This window comes from Vibrio sp. CUB2 (assembly GCF_001557945.1).
In the GTDB taxonomy this organism is placed as follows: domain Bacteria; phylum Pseudomonadota; class Gammaproteobacteria; order Enterobacterales; family Vibrionaceae; genus Vibrio; species Vibrio owensii.
Genome location: NZ_LNRB01000009.1, coordinates 223660 through 245290, shown reverse-complemented (window position 1 = coordinate 245290; position 21631 = coordinate 223660). Strand labels below are relative to the sequence as shown.

19 protein-coding genes and 1 pseudogene are annotated in these 21631 nt (G+C 42.9%); 5 read left to right on the top strand and 15 right to left on the bottom strand.

The features are described from left to right. Nucleotides 1-923 precede the first annotated feature (923 nt). Nucleotides 924-2705: a P-loop NTPase fold protein gene (locus tag ATB78_RS16555; RefSeq protein WP_061009275.1), complete on the top strand. Its 1782-nt coding sequence runs from the start codon at nt 924-926 to the stop codon at nt 2703-2705. Here ATB78_RS16555 and ATB78_RS16550 read toward each other — a convergent pair. Further along, nucleotides 2694-3117 (bottom strand): annotated as a pseudogene (locus tag ATB78_RS16550) (phage protein). The gene ATB78_RS16555 and the pseudogene ATB78_RS16550 overlap by 12 nt on opposite strands. A gap of 250 nt (nt 3118-3367) precedes the next feature. Here ATB78_RS16550 and ATB78_RS16545 point away from each other — a divergent pair. Continuing rightward, on the top strand, nt 3368-3736 hold the full coding sequence (locus tag ATB78_RS16545; RefSeq protein WP_061009274.1) for a phage protein: 369 nt from the start codon (nt 3368-3370) through the stop codon (nt 3734-3736). 274 nt (nt 3737-4010) lie between these two features. Here ATB78_RS16545 and ATB78_RS16540 read toward each other — a convergent pair whose 3' ends face one another. The 9 genes from ATB78_RS16540 to ATB78_RS16500 all read right to left on the bottom strand — a co-directional run bounded on the left by ATB78_RS16540 (nt 4011) and on the right by ATB78_RS16500 (nt 11853). Continuing rightward, the gene (locus ATB78_RS16540; RefSeq protein WP_061009273.1) at nt 4011-5195 is read right to left on the bottom strand and encodes a hypothetical protein; all 1185 of its coding nucleotides are present in this window, start codon (nt 5193-5195) and stop codon (nt 4011-4013) included. After that, complete coding sequence (locus tag ATB78_RS16535) at nt 5195-6502, bottom strand: zonular occludens toxin domain-containing protein (protein WP_061009272.1); 1308 nt, start codon at nt 6500-6502, stop codon at nt 5195-5197. Before ATB78_RS16535 ends, ATB78_RS16540 begins: the two co-directional genes overlap by 1 nt. A 12-nt stretch (nt 6503-6514) precedes the next feature. Next, a complete protein-coding gene (locus ATB78_RS16530) occupies nt 6515-6850 on the bottom strand; it encodes a DUF2523 domain-containing protein (protein ID WP_061009271.1) in 336 nt (111 codons plus the stop codon). Next, nucleotides 6850-8070, bottom strand: a complete 1221-nt coding sequence (locus ATB78_RS16525; RefSeq protein WP_061009270.1) for a virulence factor TspB C-terminal domain-related protein — start codon at nt 8068-8070, stop codon at nt 6850-6852. The genes ATB78_RS16530 and ATB78_RS16525 overlap by 1 nt, the downstream gene beginning before the upstream one ends. Nucleotides 8071-8474: 404 nt before the next feature. Then, nucleotides 8475-8681: a hypothetical protein gene (locus ATB78_RS16520; RefSeq protein WP_061009269.1), complete on the bottom strand. Its 207-nt coding sequence runs from the start codon at nt 8679-8681 to the stop codon at nt 8475-8477. A gap of 261 nt (nt 8682-8942) precedes the next feature. Beyond that, nucleotides 8943-9254 (bottom strand): hypothetical protein, encoded by a 312-nt coding sequence (locus tag ATB78_RS16515; RefSeq protein WP_029865455.1) that lies wholly within the window; start codon nt 9252-9254, stop codon nt 8943-8945. 78 nt (nt 9255-9332) lie between these two features. After that, nucleotides 9333-11360: a replication endonuclease gene (locus ATB78_RS16510; RefSeq protein ID WP_061009268.1), complete on the bottom strand. Its 2028-nt coding sequence runs from the start codon at nt 11358-11360 to the stop codon at nt 9333-9335. Then, nucleotides 11360-11635 carry a hypothetical protein gene (locus tag ATB78_RS16505; RefSeq protein ID WP_061009267.1) on the bottom strand — a complete coding sequence of 92 codons (276 nt, stop codon included), beginning with the start codon at nt 11633-11635 and terminating at the stop codon, nt 11360-11362. The genes ATB78_RS16510 and ATB78_RS16505 overlap by 1 nt, the downstream gene beginning before the upstream one ends. Before the next feature lie 2 nt (nt 11636-11637). Beyond that, nucleotides 11638-11853, bottom strand: coding sequence for a hypothetical protein (locus ATB78_RS16500; RefSeq protein ID WP_061009266.1), 216 nt, complete (start codon nt 11851-11853; stop codon nt 11638-11640). A gap of 202 nt (nt 11854-12055) precedes the next feature. Between ATB78_RS16500 and ATB78_RS16495 the strand changes: the two genes are divergently transcribed. Next, entirely contained in the window at nt 12056-12412 is a 357-nt protein-coding gene (locus ATB78_RS16495) for a DUF3693 domain-containing protein (protein WP_061009265.1), read from the top strand. Nucleotides 12413-12718: 306 nt separating this feature from the next. Here the strand turns inward: ATB78_RS16495 and yciH are convergent, their stop codons facing one another. The 4 genes from yciH to ATB78_RS16475 all read right to left on the bottom strand — a co-directional run bounded on the left by yciH (nt 12719) and on the right by ATB78_RS16475 (nt 15256). After that, a complete protein-coding gene (gene yciH, locus ATB78_RS16490) occupies nt 12719-13030 on the bottom strand; it encodes a stress response translation initiation inhibitor YciH (RefSeq protein ID WP_005435166.1) in 312 nt (103 codons plus the stop codon). A 4-nt stretch (nt 13031-13034) separates the two neighbouring features. After that, nucleotides 13035-13418 (bottom strand): DUF3319 domain-containing protein, encoded by a 384-nt coding sequence (locus ATB78_RS16485; RefSeq protein WP_020196894.1) that lies wholly within the window; start codon nt 13416-13418, stop codon nt 13035-13037. Between the two features lie 128 nt (nt 13419-13546). After that, nucleotides 13547-14536 (bottom strand): D-alanine--D-alanine ligase, encoded by a 990-nt coding sequence (locus ATB78_RS16480; protein ID WP_061009264.1) that lies wholly within the window; start codon nt 14534-14536, stop codon nt 13547-13549. Nucleotides 14537-14686: 150 nt separating this feature from the next. After that, nucleotides 14687-15256: an SPOR domain-containing protein gene (locus ATB78_RS16475; protein WP_009704436.1), complete on the bottom strand. Its 570-nt coding sequence runs from the start codon at nt 15254-15256 to the stop codon at nt 14687-14689. Between the two features lie 236 nt (nt 15257-15492). Between ATB78_RS16475 and ATB78_RS16470 the strand changes: the two genes are divergently transcribed. Further along, nucleotides 15493-18126, top strand: coding sequence for an acetate--CoA ligase family protein (locus ATB78_RS16470; protein ID WP_061009263.1), 2634 nt, complete (start codon nt 15493-15495; stop codon nt 18124-18126). An 85-nt stretch (nt 18127-18211) separates the two neighbouring features. On the opposite strand, the gene ATB78_RS16465 is transcribed toward ATB78_RS16470, so the two are convergent. Then, on the bottom strand, nt 18212-19099 hold the full coding sequence (locus tag ATB78_RS16465; protein WP_061009262.1) for a LysR family transcriptional regulator: 888 nt from the start codon (nt 19097-19099) through the stop codon (nt 18212-18214). A 246-nt stretch (nt 19100-19345) separates the two neighbouring features. On the opposite strand from ATB78_RS16465, the gene ATB78_RS16460 reads away from it, so the two are divergent. Next, a complete protein-coding gene (locus tag ATB78_RS16460; protein ID WP_061009261.1) occupies nt 19346-21484 on the top strand; it encodes a TonB-dependent hemoglobin/transferrin/lactoferrin family receptor in 2139 nt (712 codons plus the stop codon). The last annotated feature ends 147 nt before the right edge of the window (nt 21485-21631 follow it).

Sequence of the window (21631 nt, the reverse complement as noted above, 5' to 3'; positions counted from 1 at the left end):
TACTAACTTTGATTAACTGTCACTTTTAAAATGCAGAGGAAAACACCACCCATAGAGGATAACGCCAATAAAAGCCATAAAATACAGCAAGTTAACAAAGAACAAAAGACTAACGTAGAATTATGCGAAGCATGATTTTGTAATTAAATTACAAAAGGCCAATTTAAGCGAGTGAGTGGGTAGTGGAATATTCTGCAAAAATCTAAAAGAGACACCGTCACTTTGATGCTAACTTAGATAAGTTAGATATAAACGGAACTTTGAGGACAGTAAGTGCTTGCGGACTAACATCCATTAATCCAACAGCACTCACCCAAAACAGCAAATCCTAAATGCGTGAATAGAAAGAAATCGGATTGGATGGATGTACAGTTAGTGCCGTTATTTTTAAGAAAATGATCATTAGGCAACACAGCGAGGCTGAGCGATTCTGGAACCTCTTTTACTTACGTGTTACGTCGTAACGGGGGGCATAATAAATAGAAATGGATTGCAACACGCTTGTACCACTAATAGTGATCTGCGAAGGGAGGTTTGGTTTCACTACCTGATTTTGCTTCAATGCAGACGCTTAGTGGCAAGTTCTCGAAAGAAAATAGAAGAGAGTAAATAGGGTTAAGTTATGTATGGTGGGTCTAATCATTGTGTAATGAGGATCTGCAAAACGCTTAAACCTTCCGAGCGAGTTCAGACCCACACTAATGATGATTTACACAGTGGGCAGTGAACCAATACATTTGGCATGTCGATTGACCTCGACAGGCTTCCAATTCGTTTTCATCGACGTCCACCAAAATCAAGAAGCCTAAAAAAGCCGAACCTTAGCGATGGGGTTCGGCTTTTTTGTGAGTTTAAGCAATATCTAAAAAAGAGATTAGAACATATAATCTAGAAAATTAGATTGAAAAGCAAAGACACGAAAAATGTGTGACTCAAAGAAAAAAATACACGAGTATAGCGAAATTATAATTGATTTGTTAAAAAGAGAAGATTTACCCCCAATGGTAGCACTTGATGGTGAATGGGGAACTGGCAAAACATTTTTTGTTAAAGAGCATCTTATTCCTGATATAGAAAAACACATAAAACAAGAAAATGACCCAAGTAATGTAAGTTATCTCTCTCTTACATCGATAGACAGTATTAACAGCTTTCGAGACGCCCTAATATCAAATAAGTATTTCGAAGCTCAAGGCGATTCAAATTTGTTCAAAGGAGTAGTTGATGGCATTCTTACATTCACATCAAAAGCAGGGGGAGAAGATAGCAGTGCAGCTTCAGGTGCAATATCTGCAATAATAAACTCTTCAGGTGGCGCTTTAAAGACGTCCATATTGAAAAAGATTAGTAATGAATACTTTATACTTGATGATATTGAAAGACTGAGCGACTTAACGCTAATAAATAAAATCATCGGTCAGTGCCTAAGCCTTTCCATAGAAAATAAAAATGTTAAGTTTGTTTTTATAGCCAACTTTAAGGCTCTAACGTTTGGCGACGGATTAGAGGAAAAGTTTTTTTCAGGCAAATTGCATTACAAAGTAAGTAATGACGAGCTAATAAATCATGCTTTCAATAACTGGGAAGAATCAACTACGTTTGAACACACTATTAACTACGCTTTACTTCATTATGACCTTAAAAACATACGTGTCATAAAAAGGCTAGCCAGCAAGATAAAAGAAGTTTATCTGCTACTTAAAGAGCATAGTGATAGTTATGACTTGCAAATAAATACTGAAAGAGCCATATATGCATATATAAGGTATGGGGTTTGGCATTATGTGGATGGAAAGTCTTTTGATAGTATATTAACCCTGCTTGAAAGTAATCGAGATGCTAACTGGGACGATTTCGAATTTGATGAACCATCCTGTCTATATTCAAAAGAGATTATCGAGCACACCTGTGATAAAAGAAGAACAATATCTTCAATTAATGATTTAGGTTGGCTAAATAAAAAAGATAGCTCTCTTGATAAAATGATTTATGCGACAGCAGCTAGATCAGATCATGAAACATTTGAATGCTCACTGAAGGAAATAAAAGAAAGATTAAAAAACTCCATAGAAGTTTGTGATATTTTCGAATGGTACAAATCCCTCGACATGTATGTTTATCTCGTAGAAAATGAGTTTACTGATGACTATTTAGACATTATCAGCATCGGTGTAAACACTTTCATAAATGAACATAAAATCATATTGAATGATGTAAATAAAAGAGCCGCCAAACAAAAGTTTAATTATAACTTCCACAATCAAAATTTGACACTTGAGTTTAACAAATCACTTACAAATTTAGAAGCTAGAAAAGAAGATGAAGATTTAAACTCACTAACTAAGCGCACTCGGGAAAGCTGGGAAAAAGTTGATATCGAGTATTTCTCCAAGTTCAAAGGCGCCCCAATACTAGTTACGAAGACAACTAATTTTTGGTTTGAATCAATAAAAATCTGGAATAGCAAATCTATTGCTTTATTTGCCGACCATATCGAATCTAAATACATACGAGGCGATATAATCGTTAATGAATTTACAAGCGTAGGTTTTAAGGCAGAGTCAGAAATAGTTGAAGAACTAGTCATTAAGCTAAAGTCTTATGTAAAAGCAATAGAAATAGGTCAGAAAAGAGGCGCACTAAAGATTTTGATTAAAGCCCTTAGTAAGGTAGAGACTAAGTTAATGGAGGTGTTAACTCCTTAGTTTCTCTTTCGTTGGAACCCATTCGGCGGCTTTCATTCGATGGCCGCCACGAAACGGTAAGACGTTTTCTTTTGCTGGGTAGACCTTTGGCTGGTCTATGTGCCCAAACTTTTCAACAAGCTGACGATGTTCGTCACGCCAGAATACAAAGCTTTCTATTTCTTTAGGGCTGAACTCACGACCAGATGGCGTAATGATGATGGAGCATTTCTCACAAACACGAAAGCCAGACCAACGTAAATCGTTAGGCAAATAGCCAAGCGACTTAATCAACATGAGTTTTTCTGCCATGGGATTGATTGGAACCGTGCCAACGAGTCATCGTCGGTTTGGGCACGTGAAAATATTCTGCACCTTGCTTGATGGATTTAAACTCACGCCAAAAGAGTGTGCGGAATGACTCGTGAAAGATGACAATGCTGGAGTTAATACAATGAAGCGATAATTATCTTTTTCACTGAAGGTAATCAGCAACTGCTAAAGTCTTAAAAGCAAAGAATGCTGTTAATTTTAGGAGGACATTTTAAAGTGGCTAAAACCGGACATTACTAAATTGCTCTAACACTCCAAGTGCGCATTATGCCACGTTATGTATAATTACAATTATAATGACAACTTTGTCAATTACGGTATAGAATACGCGTTTTTCGAGAACGTCAAAAATGAAGTACCACGAAATGACAAAAAACTATGTATTTCGTGAATTAAACTGTGGCTTAACCGTAGAAGAAGTGGCTAATCTTTGTTTTAAAAGTGTGAGAACCATCAAAGAATGGGACAAAGGCAAAGAGATACCACCAGAGTGCAAAAGGCTTATGAGAATGTTCAAACTCCGAGAACTTGGATGCTCAGAGGATTGGGAACGGTTCAGAATGCACAAAAACAAACTGGAGCTTCCAAGCGGACAATTAGTCACACCACAGGAGATTTTAGCAGGCATAGCGTTGCTTGAGATTGGAGCAGAACCGGACATGAAGAACGTAACAAAGCTCCTACGATACGCAAGAGCTATAGCCAAAATGAAGAAGTAAACTAAGGGGCTGAATTAAGCCCCTTTTTAATTGGTAAATCAATCTCGACGCTCGATTGATTTCGCACACTATGAGAATTTAATGACAAAACAGTTAATTGGGAGCGCCCTGTACCAAAAAGAAGGCTTAGCAGGAAGGGGGCTTTTTATCCCAATTCGAGAGAGCAAGCTAACCGCGCCATTTGAATAACACGGCTAACTTGAGTTCAGTGAGTGGCTTGGTGCCTCGCTTGCACTACGTGCTTTGCTTATCCCTGCGGGGCTTTATTACGTTATTACGCCTCCTCAACGAACAGAACAACGCTTAGAGTGCGATTGGCTACCTTTTCCGATTCGGAGCGGAATAGCAAGCCTAGGAAGGGTATATCACCCAAAACGGGAACCTTGATTTCTACGTTTTGCGTCTCTTTTGAAGTCATGCCACCGAGCGCGACCGTGTCACCTGATTTTACCGTCAGAACCGTGTCTATTTGACGCTTACTTGTGACAATGTCACTAGCTTCAACCGATTTATCTACACGGCTAAGCTCTTGACGTATACGGAGTTTTATATTTCCGTTAGCGCCAATATGGGGCTGTACGTAAAGCGATAAGCCTACATCCTTGCGCTCGATTGTTTGGAAGGGTTTATCACTAGAATCTGACTCCGTGGTATAGCTACCTGTTACAAATGGAAGCTCTTGACCAACGCTAATTAGTCCATCCTGACCGTGTAGAATCGTAAGCTCAGGACGGCTCAATATCTCAGCATTCTCATTTGTTTCGATGTAGCGAATAAATGCGGTGAAGTCGTCACTCTTTGAACTGAGGTTAGGAACGCCATTCATAAAGCCAGCCGCCGAACCGGAGAACGCAGCACTAACAGCACCCGCGCCAGCTTTCCAGTCTACTGTTAAATCCGATAAGTTACCGCGTGACGTTTCCACAATCACAGCCCTGACTTTGATTTGTCGCATTGGTCGGTCAACGTATTGAATGAATTGCTCAACTGATGGGTGCATGTTAGACGGGGCTGTCACCATTAACGCAGTACCAGCAATGATACTAGAAACGTGCGTTACGTCAGGCACATCCAAAACGGAAGCCTGTACACGAAGCGATTGAGATAACGATTCTTTCAAGTCGTCAGCCGTCATGTATTCGAGCTTATACGTGCGCGTGATTATCTGATTACCCGCATCAAGTTGGTTGCGCAATTGAACGCGAATAACAGTCTTAGATTCGATGTAAGTAAGGTTATGCGCTCTCATTACGCTAAACCATACATCACGAAAGTTAGCAGAACCGGACGCTTGGAATATCTTTAAATCGCCGTTTATCTGAGGGTCGGTAACGATAGTTTTCTGAAACACTTCGCTTGCAATGATAAAGAATTCATTGAGTGTTTTACCTGATAAATTTGACTCGAAAGCGCTTGCGATTGGTGATACCAACATGAGAATGAGTAAGAACCTAGCCATTAGAAAATCCCTCCTTTTTGCAATCCGTTGTTTGTTTGAGTTCGTCTATCTCGCTTTCGTGAGTCGCCGTCATTAGTTTCCGTAAACGGGTCGAAATATCCGTACCGGGCGATGTTTTCACAGTGATTTTCTGAAATCGCGTATTGCGTCATTTGTTGAGTAAAACAAGAGCAATTTGAATCACTTACTACACAAGTAAGTGTTGGGTATTCGATTGCCTCAGCCGTTAAGCGGTCATAAGCCGGAGCGGAAAAAGGCAAAGAGTCCTCAGCAGGAAGAAAGCGCGTAATGTAACCAAGCGATTCAGGAATTGAATCAACGGAATTAATCGACGTTTCAATAAAACGTGATTCTTCCACTGTGGAAACCTCGGATGAATCAGGAACGTTATCTTGATAGAAGCCGTAGAAGCCATAGGCACACACAGAGAAGCCAGCAGCACAAAATGCAAGCATAGTCGCCGCTTTCTTTAATTGAGGGTCTAATTTTGGATTTTGAGTGTGTTTAATTGAACTTAAATAAACACCATAGAAGTTTGAATCACGTACAATCTTTTTCTTTTCAGCTTTTGCTAAATCAGCAGGAGTTTCAATACCTTCAATATGCTCATAACGATGTAGGGCATTACCACCAATGAATTCAAGATGCACATGCGCTTGAATACGGCGTCGAATGATTTGGTCAACATCTCGAAAATCTTGAGATACAAAAACCAAATCCGTACCACCGTGACGACTTTTTGTCATCCACTTTAGTGCTTCGGAGGGCTTGGAGCCGCCAGCGCGAGGCGCCCAGATGTTTTGCACCTCATCGACAAAGATTACCGAGCCAGCAGGAAGCTTATGAATCTCAAGAGGGTTATCAAATGACTTCCAAGAAAGCCCCATCTCTTCAATATGATGCGCTTCAATCTCTGACTCTTCCATATCAAGAACGTCAAGCGCTTCCTGTAATTGGTTTAGACGCTTTTTAGAGGCGGTTTTCTTGTACCAGTAAAGCCATTGCTCAACAGGCTTGTGTTGTGAGTACTCATACTGCAAATAAGGGAAGTCGTCTATTTCAGCTAAGCGCCCCTCATCTTCAATTTTAAGCACCTTACGCTCAAGAGCCTTATTCGCCTTGTTTGAAGGGAAATAGATACCATAAAACCAACCTTGAAAACTGTCACAAACCGAGAAATCAAGAAGGAGAACACGCACACCGTGGTAGTAGATTTGACGACCTACAAACTCATCCTTTTCAATCAGGGTCTTGACGGCGTGAAGGGTCTTGCCCGTACCAACGCCACCACTGAAAGCGTAAAACATAAGTTAATGCCCCTATAGCACACTAGGGTCAGACGGTTTGCGCCACGAAGGACGATAGCCCGTTGCACCCATTAATCCATTAAGAGTGAAAGAGAAAACAAGACATGAAAGAATCACGTTAATGCAGGTATCAATTGCTGCGAGAGCCATAAGCTGCGCAAGCTTGCCAGTGATACCGCTCATGTTTGCTTGAATGTAATCCGCTAACATATCTAAGAACGAGTTAACGCCCGTGTATGCCACCAAACCAAAGCCAACCGATACCGCAACGTAAGTCGCCAACGTGCGAAACATTGCGGGAATCATAGGCACGACAACCGTTGCAAAAAAGGTAATTACATAACCCATTAGAACGCTCCTTGTGTTCGACCAATCAATAACAGTCCAGATATCCAAGCCAGAACGACATGAATAGGCGCAGCCAATTGAGCGAAGTGACAAGCAGGCTCATAGCTAATTTCAATAGTTGTAGAGCCAGAGAAATGGCTAAACGTGACACTGTCAGGAGATGGACAAGCAGCGTTACCAAAAGAAACGCCATTAGTCAGGTATTTAGAATCAATGTCCGAGAAATCCAACTCTTCAGGGTCTACAAGAGCGCTGACGTTATCGACTCCGAACGCCGCATTCATCTCAGACTCAAGTTGAGCAAGCTCACCAGTAGCGCAAGAGTTTTCATATTCAATTTTGAGTAGGGCGCATTGGATAACATCCCCCTTACATTCAAAGATGCTTTGCTCACAATCGACGTTTGCGGTTGGCTTTTCTTTTTGCTCACATGAATCGTCAAGCTCACAAGCAATTTCTTCTAGTGTTTCACCGAGTTCGTCGAGCTTTTTGTTTCCTTCCTCAGCAATCTCATTGCCTTGAGAAATTGTCGTACCGATACCGCCAGCACCACCGCCGAACGTCTTGTTAAGAATATCGTTGAGCTTGCCTAGTTGATGTTGACCAATCATGTTGTTTTGCACCAACAAATCACCGAGCTTGCTTGTGTTCGACTTGATGAACTCACCAATATTTGTCAGGTGATTGTTTGACTCAATCGCCTCATTCAATAACTTGTCATCTGTTGGTGCATCAGGGTCGCTAGGTACATCAGGGTCAGGAACTGGCGGCGTTGGCGGCGTTGGCGACTCAGGGTCAGCACACAACTCAGGAAATTGCTCACACAAATCCGTAGGTGGTAAATCTGGATTTACTGGCGGATTTGGCGGGATTATAGGGTCGTCCGGCTGCCCTGGTGTTTCAGGGTCAGGCTCTGGAAGCGCACATTCTTGCTCGCGAGGGTCACAAACTGGAATGTCATCACTTGGTTTAGAGCATGTTAAGCCTTGAATGCAGTCCTTAGGCTCATAGCTACAATGCGTGTACACATCGCCATCTTCACACCACCATTGAAAGACTTGCTGAAAAAACTCAGTTTCTGGATTGGTGATATTGCACTTGTATTGTTCAATCTGAATGTCTTTTTGTATAGCAGGGTCGCCACAACTAGGCTTAGGCTTTGAGCAAGTGCCGTCACCGTTATCAATTGGGTAACCATCAGGACAAACCAAAATTGTCATAGTCCTTGATGTATAGACAGCAACTTTCTTGTAATGACCACAGTTAATCGTTGAGCCGGAAGCAATACATTGCAAATCCCAACCTGTATTAGCAGTAAATATTGGCTGCGTAATCTCAGCACAATGCTGAGGGCTGTCAGCTAAAAAATATTCATGGCTATAAATCGTTTTACACACTGTAAAGACGTCCGTAACCTCTTCCTTAGGGACAGTGCCAGCAAAAGCAAAAAACGAAAAAAAGAAGAGGAGAGATATTATTTTACGCATAGCACTCACCCAAACAGAACAAACATACCAATGAGAAAAAGGACGATTAGAAAAGTGTCATAAGTCATAATTTGCCCTTGAATGAAAATAGGGGCGAAGAACGCCCCCATAATTACGGATATTGAGAGGGAGGCAGATTAGCCGCCGATTTTGCGCCATGCGCGGATAGCGATAGCAACAAGAACCATTGCACCACCGACAGCAGAAGCAAAGTCACCAAAACCACCAATAGCAGCAACAGCCGCAGTTGAGTCAGGAGCGCCAGAAGCAAGAGCAGCACCAGAAGTTAGAGCGCCAGCAGCAACCAACATTTGAACTTTGATATTTTTGAAACGAGTTTTCATAATGATTTCCTTATTTACTTAGATAGTTTTTTCCAGCCCCAACAGATTGCGAGGAACAATACAGCCTCGGGTATAATCTGAGTAAGCTGCTCTTTGGTCATATAGTTCGGCACGATTTCAGTTAGTGCGACCGAACTAAATCCAGTTGGGCAAGTGTTATTTACTACTGGTTGTTCGCAGATTAGAACGTACATACAAAACCCTTAATAAATCCCATTTGCACCCTACGAGCCCCGACACCATGCCAAGGCTCATAATTCATTACTTATTGTTAAGTACAGGCAAGGCGTACAGGTGGAAGCCTTGCATTGAAACGTGTTTACCTTCGTCGTTTGCGAAGCTGAATTGCTTATATTCAACGTCGAACATCATACGAGAGCCAACGCACTGCTTAAGAACTTCGCCAGCTTTGCCGCTATCCCATAGCTCAGGAGCTACACGAACCTCGATTGTGTCCGTTGGGTTGGTAGTGATTAGGCGCAACTTACCATTGAGCTTTTGCTCACCATTGCGGTCTACTTTTGTTTCCTGAGTGATATCAGAAACGTCTAGAATCAATCCTTCCATTTTCATGATGTTTTGCCCTTATTTTTACGTTTGGTTGTTAGTTGATATTCGAAGCGACAGTTATTGACACAAGTCCAAGGGAAATCAATGCCACCAATCTGGAGGGGCTTCGCCCTCCAAATTGGTAGCCCCGATTTCCTCCGGAGCTGTGAACAATAGAGCTTGCATCTCTTCGTACTGCGCTAGTTGCTGCTCATATTGTTCGTACATGTCATCACACATGCGCTCATATTCCTTTTCACGCTCCAACGCATCGAAGTAATCAACAACGTTCTCCATGATGCCTTGTTGAGCACGTAGGAATTGCTCTTTGTTCTCAGTCTTCCAGTTGCGGAAGCGAGTAGCGATAAACACCTTTTGAAACATCAAGCCGTTTAAGCGAGCTTGAGCCATATCGCCGTAGCGAGTAGGAGAGTATTCACCACCGGACGCGATTAGCTTTTCAATCGCGTTAGAAACTGTGTATTCAGCTTTGACCGTTTGGTCTTTACGCTTAACGAACACGCCGCCCATTGCGTAACAAAATGCTTTCCAGTCGCCCTCATCGGCAGAGCGGCGAACCTTCTCTAGTAGAAAGTGTTCGTCTTGATTTAGGTCAGTGAACAAAGCGTCATCCTCTTTGAATTCTTCACGTAGTCGACGCATCTCGCGCCATACCGTGACAGATGGACCACCAATAAATTGAAATTGGCGAATCTGATTTACACGCGCCCAAGTAACAACGCGCTCAGCAGCGTCCGAACCAGTAAGAGACGAACCCTTATCAGATTGGATGTGCTGACCATCAATGTTTTTACTTAGGTACTTCGCCACATAACCAACCGCAGAACCTTTTGACCAGTTGATAACCTCAGCTTTGAAGCGGTACTTTTTAGCGCCTTTTTCGTCTGGCGTATCAGCCATAGCCAAACGGCGAAACTCACTTGTCACAAATTTGCGGCTTGATTTTTCCATGAACAGCAAAAGGTGATGATGCGGCGTGCCGTCTTGATGAGGCTCAACGATGCGCATCCCGTAAACCTTGATTTTGTTCTTATCAAGCGCTTTACGAAGGTTTGACCAAACACCCATTAAGTATTTGTGTGAGGTCTTAGCGTCAGGCTTATCCGCTTCTAACCAGTTCGGATTAACAGCGCCGTTTGATACTGAGTGGAAACGTGACGGAGCAGTAACCGTAAAGAACACCGCATCATGATTTGACTCTTGAGCGATTTCTTCAAAGCCACGCAGGCGCACGAACATCTCATTACGGCGAATCTCAGGATTAGAAACGGATTTCTCTGACAACTCACTAAGCGTGAAATAGTTAGACTTGTCGTCTTCGTCGTAGGCAATCGTATTGTCTAACGCGATACGGTTAGAGCTATTACGGTCACGCTGGCGACTCAGAGAAAAGTCAGAACAGTAAACTTGCTTACGACGTTGAACGAGTGCCAAATCACGGGCAACACGCTCAACCTCGTAAGCACACTTACGGCGAAGCTGACGAACTAACCAATGCTCATCAAGAGCACGATTTACCAGAGCAAAAAGCTCACAATTTAACTTTGCGTAACCGATTGCCTTTTCGCTAAATGCCAAACCTAACGATTCAAGAAGTTCACACGCCTTGTTAAAGCGAGCCTCAGAATACTCAGCAGGGATAGCGTTGATTGCGCGTGAAAAGTCACGTGATTTGCGCTTAGCTAAATCCGTAATCTCATCGTCCGACATTGCGTAGCTGTAACCAAACTCAGTCAAACGCTCATGAGCATCGCTAACAGCGCGAGCCGCTTCGACAGCGTCACGAGTCTTGAGAATATCCGTGTAAGCGCGAGCCATATGAGGCGCGAACGCACCGTTACGGTGAATTGATTTAGGCAAATCAAAGCAAGGGTTAGTAGTAGGGCGCTCAATGAAATCTGACTTATCGTGTGAGTAGATTGGAGCGCTCATTGCAGCTTTCACAGCCAAAGGAATGAAGTCCTCCGGCGTTGTGAATCTGTGGTCAACGTAATCGAAACGGTGGTCAAATAGGTTATCTTCGATACGGTCACAAGACGCCCAAGAGTTCACAGGTACAAACTCGATGTACTCATGATTGCCAGCCATATCGACTACGAGTTGACGCATTACTCAGCCCCCTCAATCTTTGAAAGGACAACGCGCTTAGAATCTTCGTTTACATATTCTTTGATGTCATTAAACTCATTTTGAGTAAGAACGCCATCAGCAAGAGCCTCAGCAACCAAAGGCTTAACAGAAGGAACATCAATCAAAAACTGATTAACTTTATCGTAAGAAGCTGAACCTAAATCAACCGTATCAAAGGCATGCATAAAGCCAACAAGCACAACTATGGAAGTAACAATGCAAGCGATTTCGAGTGTTGAGTTATCGCGGTACATGATTAAGCCTCGCTCAACTCGAAAAGAGTGGCATCAGAAAGACCATGCAAAACATGATTCTTGTCATCTGCGACAATCTGCTCAGCCTCAGCGTTACAGGGTGAGCAGCCACAGAACTGACCGCCGCACGTGCAAAGCTCATCTTCGTTATGACGAGCATCAGAGTAAATTGAGACCTTGAGACAATCCTGACAAAGGACGAATTTAGAACGAGACATAACACCCACCTTGACTTAGTTGAACCAGTAGAGTGACCGCCACAGCCAAGACGTAAGCGTCAAGGGCAAACGCCCCAGACCGCAGCGGTCGAATACGAGAAATTACGTACAGTTAATACGAAATTTTTCATAGAGTAAATACGATAATTGCCGTAGAAATGAGCTAGAATTTAACCAGATGAGCATATGGGGGATTTTATAAATGTATACAAACCAACTGATAGATGCGTATAAAGACGAGATGAGATACGTACAATACAAACAGATAGCGCCAGATTTGGGGATAAGCCCTCAAATGCTAACTGATGTCAGAAAAGGCAGAACATACTTAAAAGAAAATCAAATACTTATGCTTGCGGACGCTGTCGGAGAAGATAAAGAAAAGGCTTTAGTCGGATTAGCGCTAGATAAGGCAAAAACTTACGAAGCGCAGACGTTGTGGTCAAGCATCGCAAAAAAGTTTAACGGGCTAGGTTTACCAAGTATTTCAATGAGTTGCGGTGCTTTAGTCCTGACCAAATTAGAAGCCGCTAAGTGCGTATTATGTATATTATGTTAAATGATATATCCACGTACGCCAATTCTTCTCTAGTTTGGTCTCCTATCCCTCTCAGATTTTAAAATACAGCGCTTTTTGTGGGTGTCATTAAACATAACCGTTATTTACCATAAAATAGCTAATATGGATCTATCAATCTACGATTGCTTGCTCTGCTATTAGCTGAGTTTCTTCAATAGACTTTCTGTGTCTGTCGCTTCGTACTTATTGTTATCTTCGGTTTAGTTCTTCAAGTCAGCACACAAACTACAGATACAAAAAGAGCGTCAATTGAGACGCTCTTTAAAATCTACTGAACAGTTTGAATTAACCACCGGCTAATTTTACGGTCATGCCTTTCTTTTCAAGATGTGCTTTGATCTTGTCACGAGCATCACCTTGAATTTCGATGTTGCCGTCTTTTACAGAGCCACCGCAACCGCAGACTTTCTTAAGTTCAGCGGCTAACAGTTTTAGTGGCGCGTCATCCATATCCAAACCAGTTACGATACAAACACCTTTGCCTTTGCGGCCTTTAGTTTGCTTTTGAATACGAACAATACCGTCGCCTTTAGGACGTTCGACTTTTTCTTCTTCTGGTTTGATTCGACCAGTTTCTGTTGAATATACGAGAGTCATACTCTTATTTCTTTTGTTGTTGTGCTTGTAGCGCTTTTTGTTTCGCAACCAAATACGCTTCGATATGGCGTTGAATCGCAGGCTTCGCACCCTTGATTAATTTGCCATTGAACATACAGTACCAAGCGTTAGGCTCGCCTGTGTCGTTCTTTATCGTGTAGCCGTTAAATACTTCAGATTGAGGATTGTTAGTGCTTTGCGCTCTTTGCCCCAGAGTTGCGAACTCTTTTGGGTCAATGATAGATGCTGTGTCACACCACCAATCTATGCTCTTTTTTACCGCCGTCAAACTGCCTTGTAAAACGTGGTTTTTGATCTTTACCTTCCAAACGCTACCGTCAGGTCCGCCTGATTGCAGGTTAAAACCTCTATAATTTGAAATTGCCATACCACTGAGCCATCTATTTAATGCTTTGATACAATCATAAATGCAACTGAGTAATATTCAAACTTTAACGCTGTGACATTACTCAGTTATGCTTAGGTTTACCACAAAATGAATGACGGTAACGTTAGTTAGATTGCACTATGAATACAATCTGCTAGGAATTCGTGGAATTTGTGACCGTTGTTTTGCAGCATTTTAGGGAACATCGAAATCGGCGTCATACCAGGGAACGTGTTTACTTCGTTTAGGTAAATCTCATCATCTTCTGTTAAAAAGAAGTCGATGCGCGATAAATGACGTAAATTCATTTGCTTAAAGACGGTTTCTGAAGCCACGCGAATCGCTTCTACCTGTTCTTCCGTTAGGTTTTTCGCCTCTACTTCAGTCAATGAATGGCTCGAGCTGCTGTACTTCTCATCGTACGAGTAAAAAGCACCATCAGGCGCAATCACTTCGCCAGGCTTAGTAATGAATAACTGGCCATTCATCTCATAAGCTGCGACTTCCAGTTCACGAGGTTTGACTGATTTTTCTACCAATACTTGCTCTGAGAAACCAAATGCATCGTTAACGGCTTGCGATAAAGCTTCCTTTTCAGTGATACTGTAACAGCCGACTGAAGAACCTTGGCGAGCCGCTTTGACAAACACTTTACCCCACTTATCAAACGCTTGTGACGCTTGTTCATGGGCTTGTTCATCATTACGCGTTAAGAAAAGGTATGGTGTGTTTGGGATACCAATCGCATCGTACCAAAGCTTTGATGTGATCTTATTGAAGCTGTTGCTGCTCGCTTCAGGGCCGCAACCTAGGTAAGGAATACCCGCGATTTCAAACATAGATTGGATATCACCAGTTTCACCCGGGAAACCGTGGATACAAGGGACAATGAAATCGATATCTAGGCTAAGGTTGTCTGAGCACAGCTTTTTGGTATTGAGGTCCAGATAAACCAATTCACCTTGGTTTGTCACCCAGCCTTCATTTTTGATTTCTACGCGCGTCACGCTTACGTTTTCGATCAGATTTAACTGTTGCTCTACAAAGTTTGCAGAAAGCAGTGAAATCTCGTGCTCAGATGAGCCGCCACCGCATAGTAAAAGGATATTTTTGATCATGAATCAATCTTTCCGTGATTTCCAAAAGATACTATTCAGTATGATAAACCTTTGAGTAGTAACGTACAGTAATTTTACTGTGAGGAATACTGTTCGAATAGGAATTAACCAAAGAAAGAAGGGAGCATTTTGCTCCCTTCTCTTGTTCAATTAGTTTAGCTTGTTAAGCGTTGGATATGCCGAGTTTTTAATGGCATCAATGCTCTTAACGAAAGGCTTAAGTTGCTGGAAATGACCCGGCAATGTTGAAATCGCATTCTTCGCTTCTGCGCTTGTTGCGTAATCACCGTAAAGCACTGAGAACCATTTCGTGCCGTTTACCACTTTGTAGTTTTCCCAGATTGGTTGGCCATTTTGAGGAAGCTGACGTGCAAACTGGTCAACTTTCGCTTGGCTACCTACCGCAACAACTTGAATGGTGTAACCAAAGCGCTGGATACCCGCTTGTTTCTTGCTAGGCGGAATGATCTTAACTGGTTTCGCCTGATCTTTAGGGGTTAGTTTCACCACCTTTTTTTCTTCAGGCTTCGCAGTCATTTTTACAACTGTTGGTTCTACGTCTTTCTCAACCACTGCGTTCTCAGACGACATAATTGGTTTAGAAATTGACTGAGATTGGTAGTCTTCTCGGTAGCTTTCTGACGTTACGTCAGTGATGTAAGTTTCCGATGCACAAGCAGAAAGCAGTACAGACAAGCCGATGATTGCGATTTTTTTCATGAAGTAACAAACGCTCTGGATAAATATTACGATAAATCATGCCGATAGCAGGCTATTTTATCAAGCACCAAACACAATAAACTGTGATTTTGGTGTGATGAGTGACACAAACTCTGTACGCTTGGCTCAGTTTTAAGCCAATGTCTGGCCTGTTCATATTTCAACAGTGACTTATTCGTTTATGATTGTATGAGGAATGACCAACCGTTCTCGGTGTCAATGGCCAAGGAGTCACAATGAACAAACTACAAAAGCTCTTTAAACCGAATTCTGTTGCAGTGATTGGCGCTTCTCAAAAAGAACTGCGCGCCGGCCAAATCGTAATGCGAAATTTACTACAGAGTGGGTTTGGCGGCGCTATCATGCCCGTCACTCCGAAATACAAATCCGTCTCCGGCGTGATTGCTTATCCAAACGTGGCTTCCCTGCCCTATACGCCTGATATTGCCATTCTCTGCACCAATGTTTCTCGCAATAAACAACTGTTGAAAGAGCTTGATGAACGCGGGACTGAGTTTGCGATTGTTATCTCTGACGATGCAGAAAGCTTAGATCTCTCAGACTTGACCATTCGTGTGCTTGGCCCCAACAGCCTCGGCATCATTCTACCTTGGCATCACTTTAACTGTTCCTTCTCTCCTGTTGCAGCGAAACCAGGAAAGATCGCCTTTATTTCGCAGTCCGCAGCGGTGTGTACCACCGTGTTGGATTGGGCGAATGATAAAAACATCGGTTTCTCTTCATTCATCTCTATTGGGCAAGGTCAAGATATCGACTTTGCTGAGCTGCTTGACTATTTGAGTATGGATGGCAAAACAGAAGCGATTTTGCTTTATGTCGATTCGATTAAAGATGCACGACGATTTATGTCTGCAGCACGAGCAGCTTCTCGTAATCGACGCATCTTAGTGCTTAAAGCAGGACGTTCGACTCAAGCTCGTACGCTTGGAGAAAAAGATATAGATTCTCTCGACGTTATCTATGATTCAGCAATCAGAAGAACCGGTATGCTGCGAGTTGGTAATACACACGAATTATTCGCCGCAGTAGAAACGCTCACGCATTCAGTCCCTCTACGAGGCGAACGTCTCGCGATAGTAACCAATGGCGGTGGCCCAGCAGTGATGGCCGTTGACACCTTATTAGATAGAGGTGGCAAACTCGCAACATTGGATGAAGATTCTATTGCTAATCTGCGTGGTCTATTACCGGATAGTTGGCGAGGTGTGAATCCAATCGACTTAGCTGGCGACGCGACGAAAAAGCGATACGTCGATACCATCAACGCATTAATGAACAATGACTGTGCAGACGCGATTTTGATTATGCACAGCCCTTCAGCTGTCTCAGACTCTTTAGAGACAGCAAACGCAGTAATCGAAGCCATTCAAGCGCATCCGAGACATAAACATTTTAATATTCTCACCAATTGGTCTGGTGAACAGACCTCTAGAGAAGCACGCTTAGCATTCACTCAAGCAGGTATTCCTACCTACCGAACACCAGAGAGTGCGGTCGTTGCGTACATGCACTTGGTCGAGTACAGACGAAACCAGAAACAACTGATGGAAACACCGACCACGGCAGAACCGCTCCATTCCGGCAGTGTGAGTTCTGCTCGCGAATGGGTGAATGAACAACTACTGGATAAAAACACAGTCACCTTAGATACCCACCAAACAAGCCCCCTATTTGAGCAGTTTGGTTTTGATATTCTCCCGACTTGGATTGCTTCAGAAGTCACAGAAGCCGTTCATATGGCAGAGAATATTGGCTATCCGGTTGCGGTAAAGCTTCGGTCTCCAGATATTGTTCATAAATCAGATGTACATGGTGTCGCACTTAACCTGCGTAATAGCCAAGAAGTATCTAGCGCCGCACAAGCTATTTTAGATACCGCTAAGCTCAGTTATCCTTCTGCCAACCTTCAAGGCCTTTTAGTACAAGGGATGGCAAAGCTTGGTAGCGCAGAAGAGTTGCGTGTAAGTATTGCAGTGGATAAGGTTTTTGGCCCTGTAATCTTACTTGGACAAGGTGGTTCGGACTGGAACATTACTCAAGATGCTGTTGCAGCCCTGCCACCACTCAACATGAATCTGGCGCGCTATCTGATCGTCATAGCGCTCAAATCAGGTAAGGTGCGACTGCAAAAACACAAAGACGCTCTAGACATAACAGAGCTGTCAAAATTCTTGGTGCGAATCTCTCAGGTGGCCGTTGAACTACCAGAAATAGAAAGACTGGATATTCATCCAGTACTGGTATCTGGTAGCGATTTAACCATCATCGATGCGGACGTTACGCTGAAAAAATACGAAGGCGACGCGCAAGAACGATTAGCTATCCGCCCTTTCCCTGCCGAGTTCGTGGAGACGGTAACCTTGCGAGATGGCCAACCTATTTTGCTTCGTCCAATCTTGCCAGAAGACGAACCAATCCATGCGCAGTTCATCAATAGCGTATCTAAGGAAGATCTGTATAACCGATTCTTCTCTGACGTCGGTGAGTTCAACCATGAAGCCCTCGCGAATCTCACCCAAATCGATTATGACCGAGAGATGGCTTTTGTCGCCGTTGCATTCGATGAAAATGGCCCTTCAATTATCGGTGTGGCGAGAGCGTTGATAACACCGGATAATAGCGACGCAGAATTTGCCATTTTAGTTCGTTCAGATTTGAAGGGAAAAGGATTGGGTAAACTCTTGATGCAAAAGATCATCAGTTATTGCCAAATAAAAGGGACCAAACAGATGTCTGGTATGACTATGCCAACTAACCGCGGGATGTTATCACTTGCGCAAAGTTTAGGTTTTGAACTGGATGTTCAGTTTGCAGATGGCACTGCCGATATGGTTCTGCCTTTGAATTAATTGTGTTCATCTACTAATGAAGTAACAAAAGAAAGGACGCATCGACGCGTCCTTTTCTCTATTCTTGTATAAATTAGTGACAAGGTCACTTCATTTTCCAGTTTTTCTTTAGATATTGCACGCACCAAGACTTCGCTTCACCCATCGTATTTCTACGCCAAGCTAGGATGATATCTATCGGCTTACTTTCTGCGCCATCAATGTACTTGAGCTGTCCGCTTTCTACCAAAGGCAGTGCAACTTGCGTAGGCAAGGTACCGATCCCTAGCCCCGATAATAAAGCTTCAACCTTTGCTGAAAAATTAGTAACCGTCAGACGGGGTTGTTTTTGCATCACATTAATCGACAGCGCTGGTTGTTCTCGCGCAGTATCTGCAATCGCGATGACTCGATACTTTTCCCTTGCCGCGTCATCAAACTCCCCACTGCGCTTATGAACATAATGATCAGCAGCTGCTACCCAAACCATACTTAGTTTGCCAATTTTTTCTGCTTTTACATCTTGTGGGAGCGTATCTAACGCCGGACAAACCAATAAATCTGAACGCCCTGTATTCAATGATTCCCAGCTGCCAGCAAGAATCTCTTCTTGAAGTCGGATCCGTGTACTACTCACATTGGACAAGGCATCAACCATAGGGAAGAAATTTGCGATAGGAATAATGCCATCGAACGCAACAGTAATATCCAACTCCCAACCATTCGCTAACAAGGTGGCATCATTGACGAGTTTCTCGCTTGCTTGAAGGATTGCCCTGCCACGCTCAAGTATTAACTTACCGGCTTCGGTGAAATGTGCTTTATGACCAGAACGGTCGAAAATGATGATATCAAGGTCTTGCTCTAGCTTTTGAATCTGATAACTCAACGAAGACGGTGCGCGGTCTAACTCGTTGGCTGCAGCAGCAAAACTTCCTCTTCTATCAATGGCATCCAAGATATGAAGTGCTTCTAACGTGATTGGACTCTGCACAATAACTCCCTATTTATGTGATAGCTATCACAGTAGTGGTATTTGAAAAATCACTCAAAAAAACGACTTTAGACAATATAACACATTGATTATCAAAGACTAGGCGGTGCGTAGTACAAATTTCCATTGATAAAAACAACATTAAACAACATTAAACAACAATGGTAATGATAGTAATTACCATTTAGATCCACTAAGATACCGCACGTTGTTATTGCCTATTATGGATTTAAGGTATTGAAGCCAATGTATAAAAAATCAATTTTATCAGCCTCTATTGTCATCGCCCTCTCCCAAGGCGCTTACGCTGAAGAAACATCAACGTTCAATGAAGTCGTTGTTTCTGCCACTCGTACTAACCAAACTATGGATACTGTAGCAGCTTCTGTTGCCGTTGTTTCTGAGAAAGATCTCGAAGAAAACATGGCAAAAGATCTCAATGATGTATTCGAATACACACCAGGCGTTACTGTTAACGGTACTCAACGTCAAGGTGTTCAAAGCATTAACATTCGCGGCATGGAAGGCAAGCGAGTGAAAATCTTGGTAGACGGAGCGTCTCAGCCAGGTGTATTCGACGGCGGTCCATACTCTTTCATTAACTCTAGCGCCGTGACTGTCGACCCTGACATGCTAAAAAGCGTTGAGATTGTAAAAGGTGCGGCTTCTAGCTTGCACGGTAGTGATGCTATCGGTGGCGTTGTTGCATTTGAAACGAAAGATCCAAGCGACTTCTTGAAAGAAGGCAAAGACTTTGGTGGCCAAGCTAAGCTTTCTTACTCTTCTGAAGATAACTCTTTTGCAGAGCACATTGCGGTTGCGAAACGATTTGATAACCTTGAAGCATTGGTGGCATACACACGCCGTGACGGTTCTGAGCTACAAAACTTTTCTAAAGCGCCTTATGACGACTATTCAGTGACGGACCAAGATTACTACAAGAACGATTTGTTGGTTAAATTGCAGTCACAACTGAATGAAGACCACCGTTTGGAATTTTTAGGTGAAGTAATCTACAACCAAACGGATTCAGACATCGCGAGCTCCTCATACAAAAACTTCAATGCTGAAGACCAAACTAAGCAAAACCGTCTTGGTTTGAAACACATCTGGTTTGCTGATTTAGCGATCTCAGACACCATCACTTCTCAGCTAACTTGGACAAGTAAAGAAGAAAACGGTGTAACAAACCGCTTTAAAGAAGCAAGTCCTGGCTTCCCACCGTGGGTTCCGCCTAATGGTGATAACCAGCAGAAAAAAGACTACGAATACACTGAAGACAAGATCGAATTTGAAACTCAGTTAGACAAAGAGATTCAAAACCACTACTTGGTTTACGGCCTGTCTTACAAACACAGCGATATCAGCAACACAAACCGCGAGTTTAACTCTGATCCAGGCACGCCTGACACGGTTTACATTTACACGCCAGATGCTAAAGAACAAAGCTTTGGTTTGTTCTTGCAAGATGAAATCGCACTACTTAACGACAAGTTAATCTTAACTCCTGGTGTACGTTACGATTACTTCTCTACTGATCCATCAGATACCTCTGAAGAGTCATTTAAGAAGTTCAGCGACTCTGCGTTTACTGGTCGTCTAGGTGCAACATATAAGCTGTCTCAACCAGGTACGGTATTCGCTCAGGTAAGCCAAGGTTTCCGTGCACCATCATTTGATGAACTTTACTACACGTACGACAACCCAGGACACGGTTACACTAACCGCCCTAACCCAGACCTAGAATCTGAAAAGAGCTTGTCTTACGAATTAGGTTACCGTCATAACACAGCAGCGTCGGCAACAGAGTTCGCTCTTTACTACAGTGATTTCACCGACTTCATTGATCAAACATCATCGAGTAATGGTGGTCTAACTGAATACACGTTCATCAACATCAATGAAGCTACAGTAAAAGGTGTCGAGCTGTCTAATAGCCTTGACTGGCACGCTATTGCAAGCCTTCCTAAAGGTGTAACGACTCGCCTAGCTGCAGCGTACACTGAAGGTGAAGATGGTGATGGTAATCCGCTTAATAGTGTGAACCCTTGGAATGCTGTTGCTGCAGTAAACTACGATTCACCAAACGCACTTTGGGGTACAAGCTTAAAAGTTAACTACACAGCGAAGAAGTCTAACAGTGATATCAACTCAGATGGTGACAATGGCGGAACTCAAGACCAAGTTGCACTACCATCAGCGACAGTTGTTGATCTAACGGCCTACTACAAGCCAATGAAAGACCTAACCGTTCGCGCAGGTGTGATGAACTTGACGAATGAAGAGTACTACTTGTGGAACGATGTACGTGGTGAAACTGAGCTAAGCCGTGATATCACGCAAGCAGAGCGTAACTACAACATTAGTGTCAAATACGAGTTCTAAGTGTTACAAACACAAAAAAGCCAGCATTATGCTGGCTTTTTTTATGTGCTTTCATTTCAAAAATGTTAAGAAAAGAATGAAAAATGAAAGACTATTGTTTTGCCATCTCTTTTTTCACCATTACTGCTGCTGCAACGATGAATGCGA

Coding starts and splice junctions, on each gene's coding strand:
- ATB78_RS16515 (WP_029865455.1), bottom strand. CDS start 9,254: ATGAAAATGGAAGGATTGATTCTAGACGTTTCTGATATCACTCAGGAA.
- ATB78_RS16485 (WP_020196894.1), bottom strand. CDS start 13,418: ATGGCAATTTCAAATTATAGAGGTTTTAACCTGCAATCAGGCGGACCT.
- ATB78_RS16530 (WP_061009271.1), bottom strand. CDS start 6,850: ATGGGTTATGTAATTACCTTTTTTGCAACGGTTGTCGTGCCTATGATT.
- ATB78_RS16540 (WP_061009273.1), bottom strand. CDS start 5,195: ATGGCTAGGTTCTTACTCATTCTCATGTTGGTATCACCAATCGCAAGC.
- ATB78_RS16545 (WP_061009274.1), top strand. CDS start 3,368: ATGAAGTACCACGAAATGACAAAAAACTATGTATTTCGTGAATTAAAC.
- ATB78_RS16555 (WP_061009275.1), top strand. CDS start 924: ATGTGTGACTCAAAGAAAAAAATACACGAGTATAGCGAAATTATAATT.
- yciH (WP_005435166.1), bottom strand. CDS start 13,030: ATGACTCTCGTATATTCAACAGAAACTGGTCGAATCAAACCAGAAGAA.
- ATB78_RS16510 (WP_061009268.1), bottom strand. CDS start 11,360: ATGCGTCAACTCGTAGTCGATATGGCTGGCAATCATGAGTACATCGAG.
- ATB78_RS16535 (WP_061009272.1), bottom strand. CDS start 6,502: ATGTTTTACGCTTTCAGTGGTGGCGTTGGTACGGGCAAGACCCTTCAC.
- ATB78_RS16460 (WP_061009261.1), top strand. CDS start 19,346: ATGTATAAAAAATCAATTTTATCAGCCTCTATTGTCATCGCCCTCTCC.
- ATB78_RS16520 (WP_061009269.1), bottom strand. CDS start 8,681: ATGAAAACTCGTTTCAAAAATATCAAAGTTCAAATGTTGGTTGCTGCT.
- ATB78_RS16525 (WP_061009270.1), bottom strand. CDS start 8,070: ATGACAATTTTGGTTTGTCCTGATGGTTACCCAATTGATAACGGTGAC.
- ATB78_RS16500 (WP_061009266.1), bottom strand. CDS start 11,853: ATGTCTCGTTCTAAATTCGTCCTTTGTCAGGATTGTCTCAAGGTCTCA.
- ATB78_RS16495 (WP_061009265.1), top strand. CDS start 12,056: ATGTATACAAACCAACTGATAGATGCGTATAAAGACGAGATGAGATAC.
- ATB78_RS16505 (WP_061009267.1), bottom strand. CDS start 11,635: ATGTACCGCGATAACTCAACACTCGAAATCGCTTGCATTGTTACTTCC.
- ATB78_RS16475 (WP_009704436.1), bottom strand. CDS start 15,256: ATGAAAAAAATCGCAATCATCGGCTTGTCTGTACTGCTTTCTGCTTGT.
- ATB78_RS16480 (WP_061009264.1), bottom strand. CDS start 14,536: ATGATCAAAAATATCCTTTTACTATGCGGTGGCGGCTCATCTGAGCAC.
- ATB78_RS16470 (WP_061009263.1), top strand. CDS start 15,493: ATGAACAAACTACAAAAGCTCTTTAAACCGAATTCTGTTGCAGTGATT.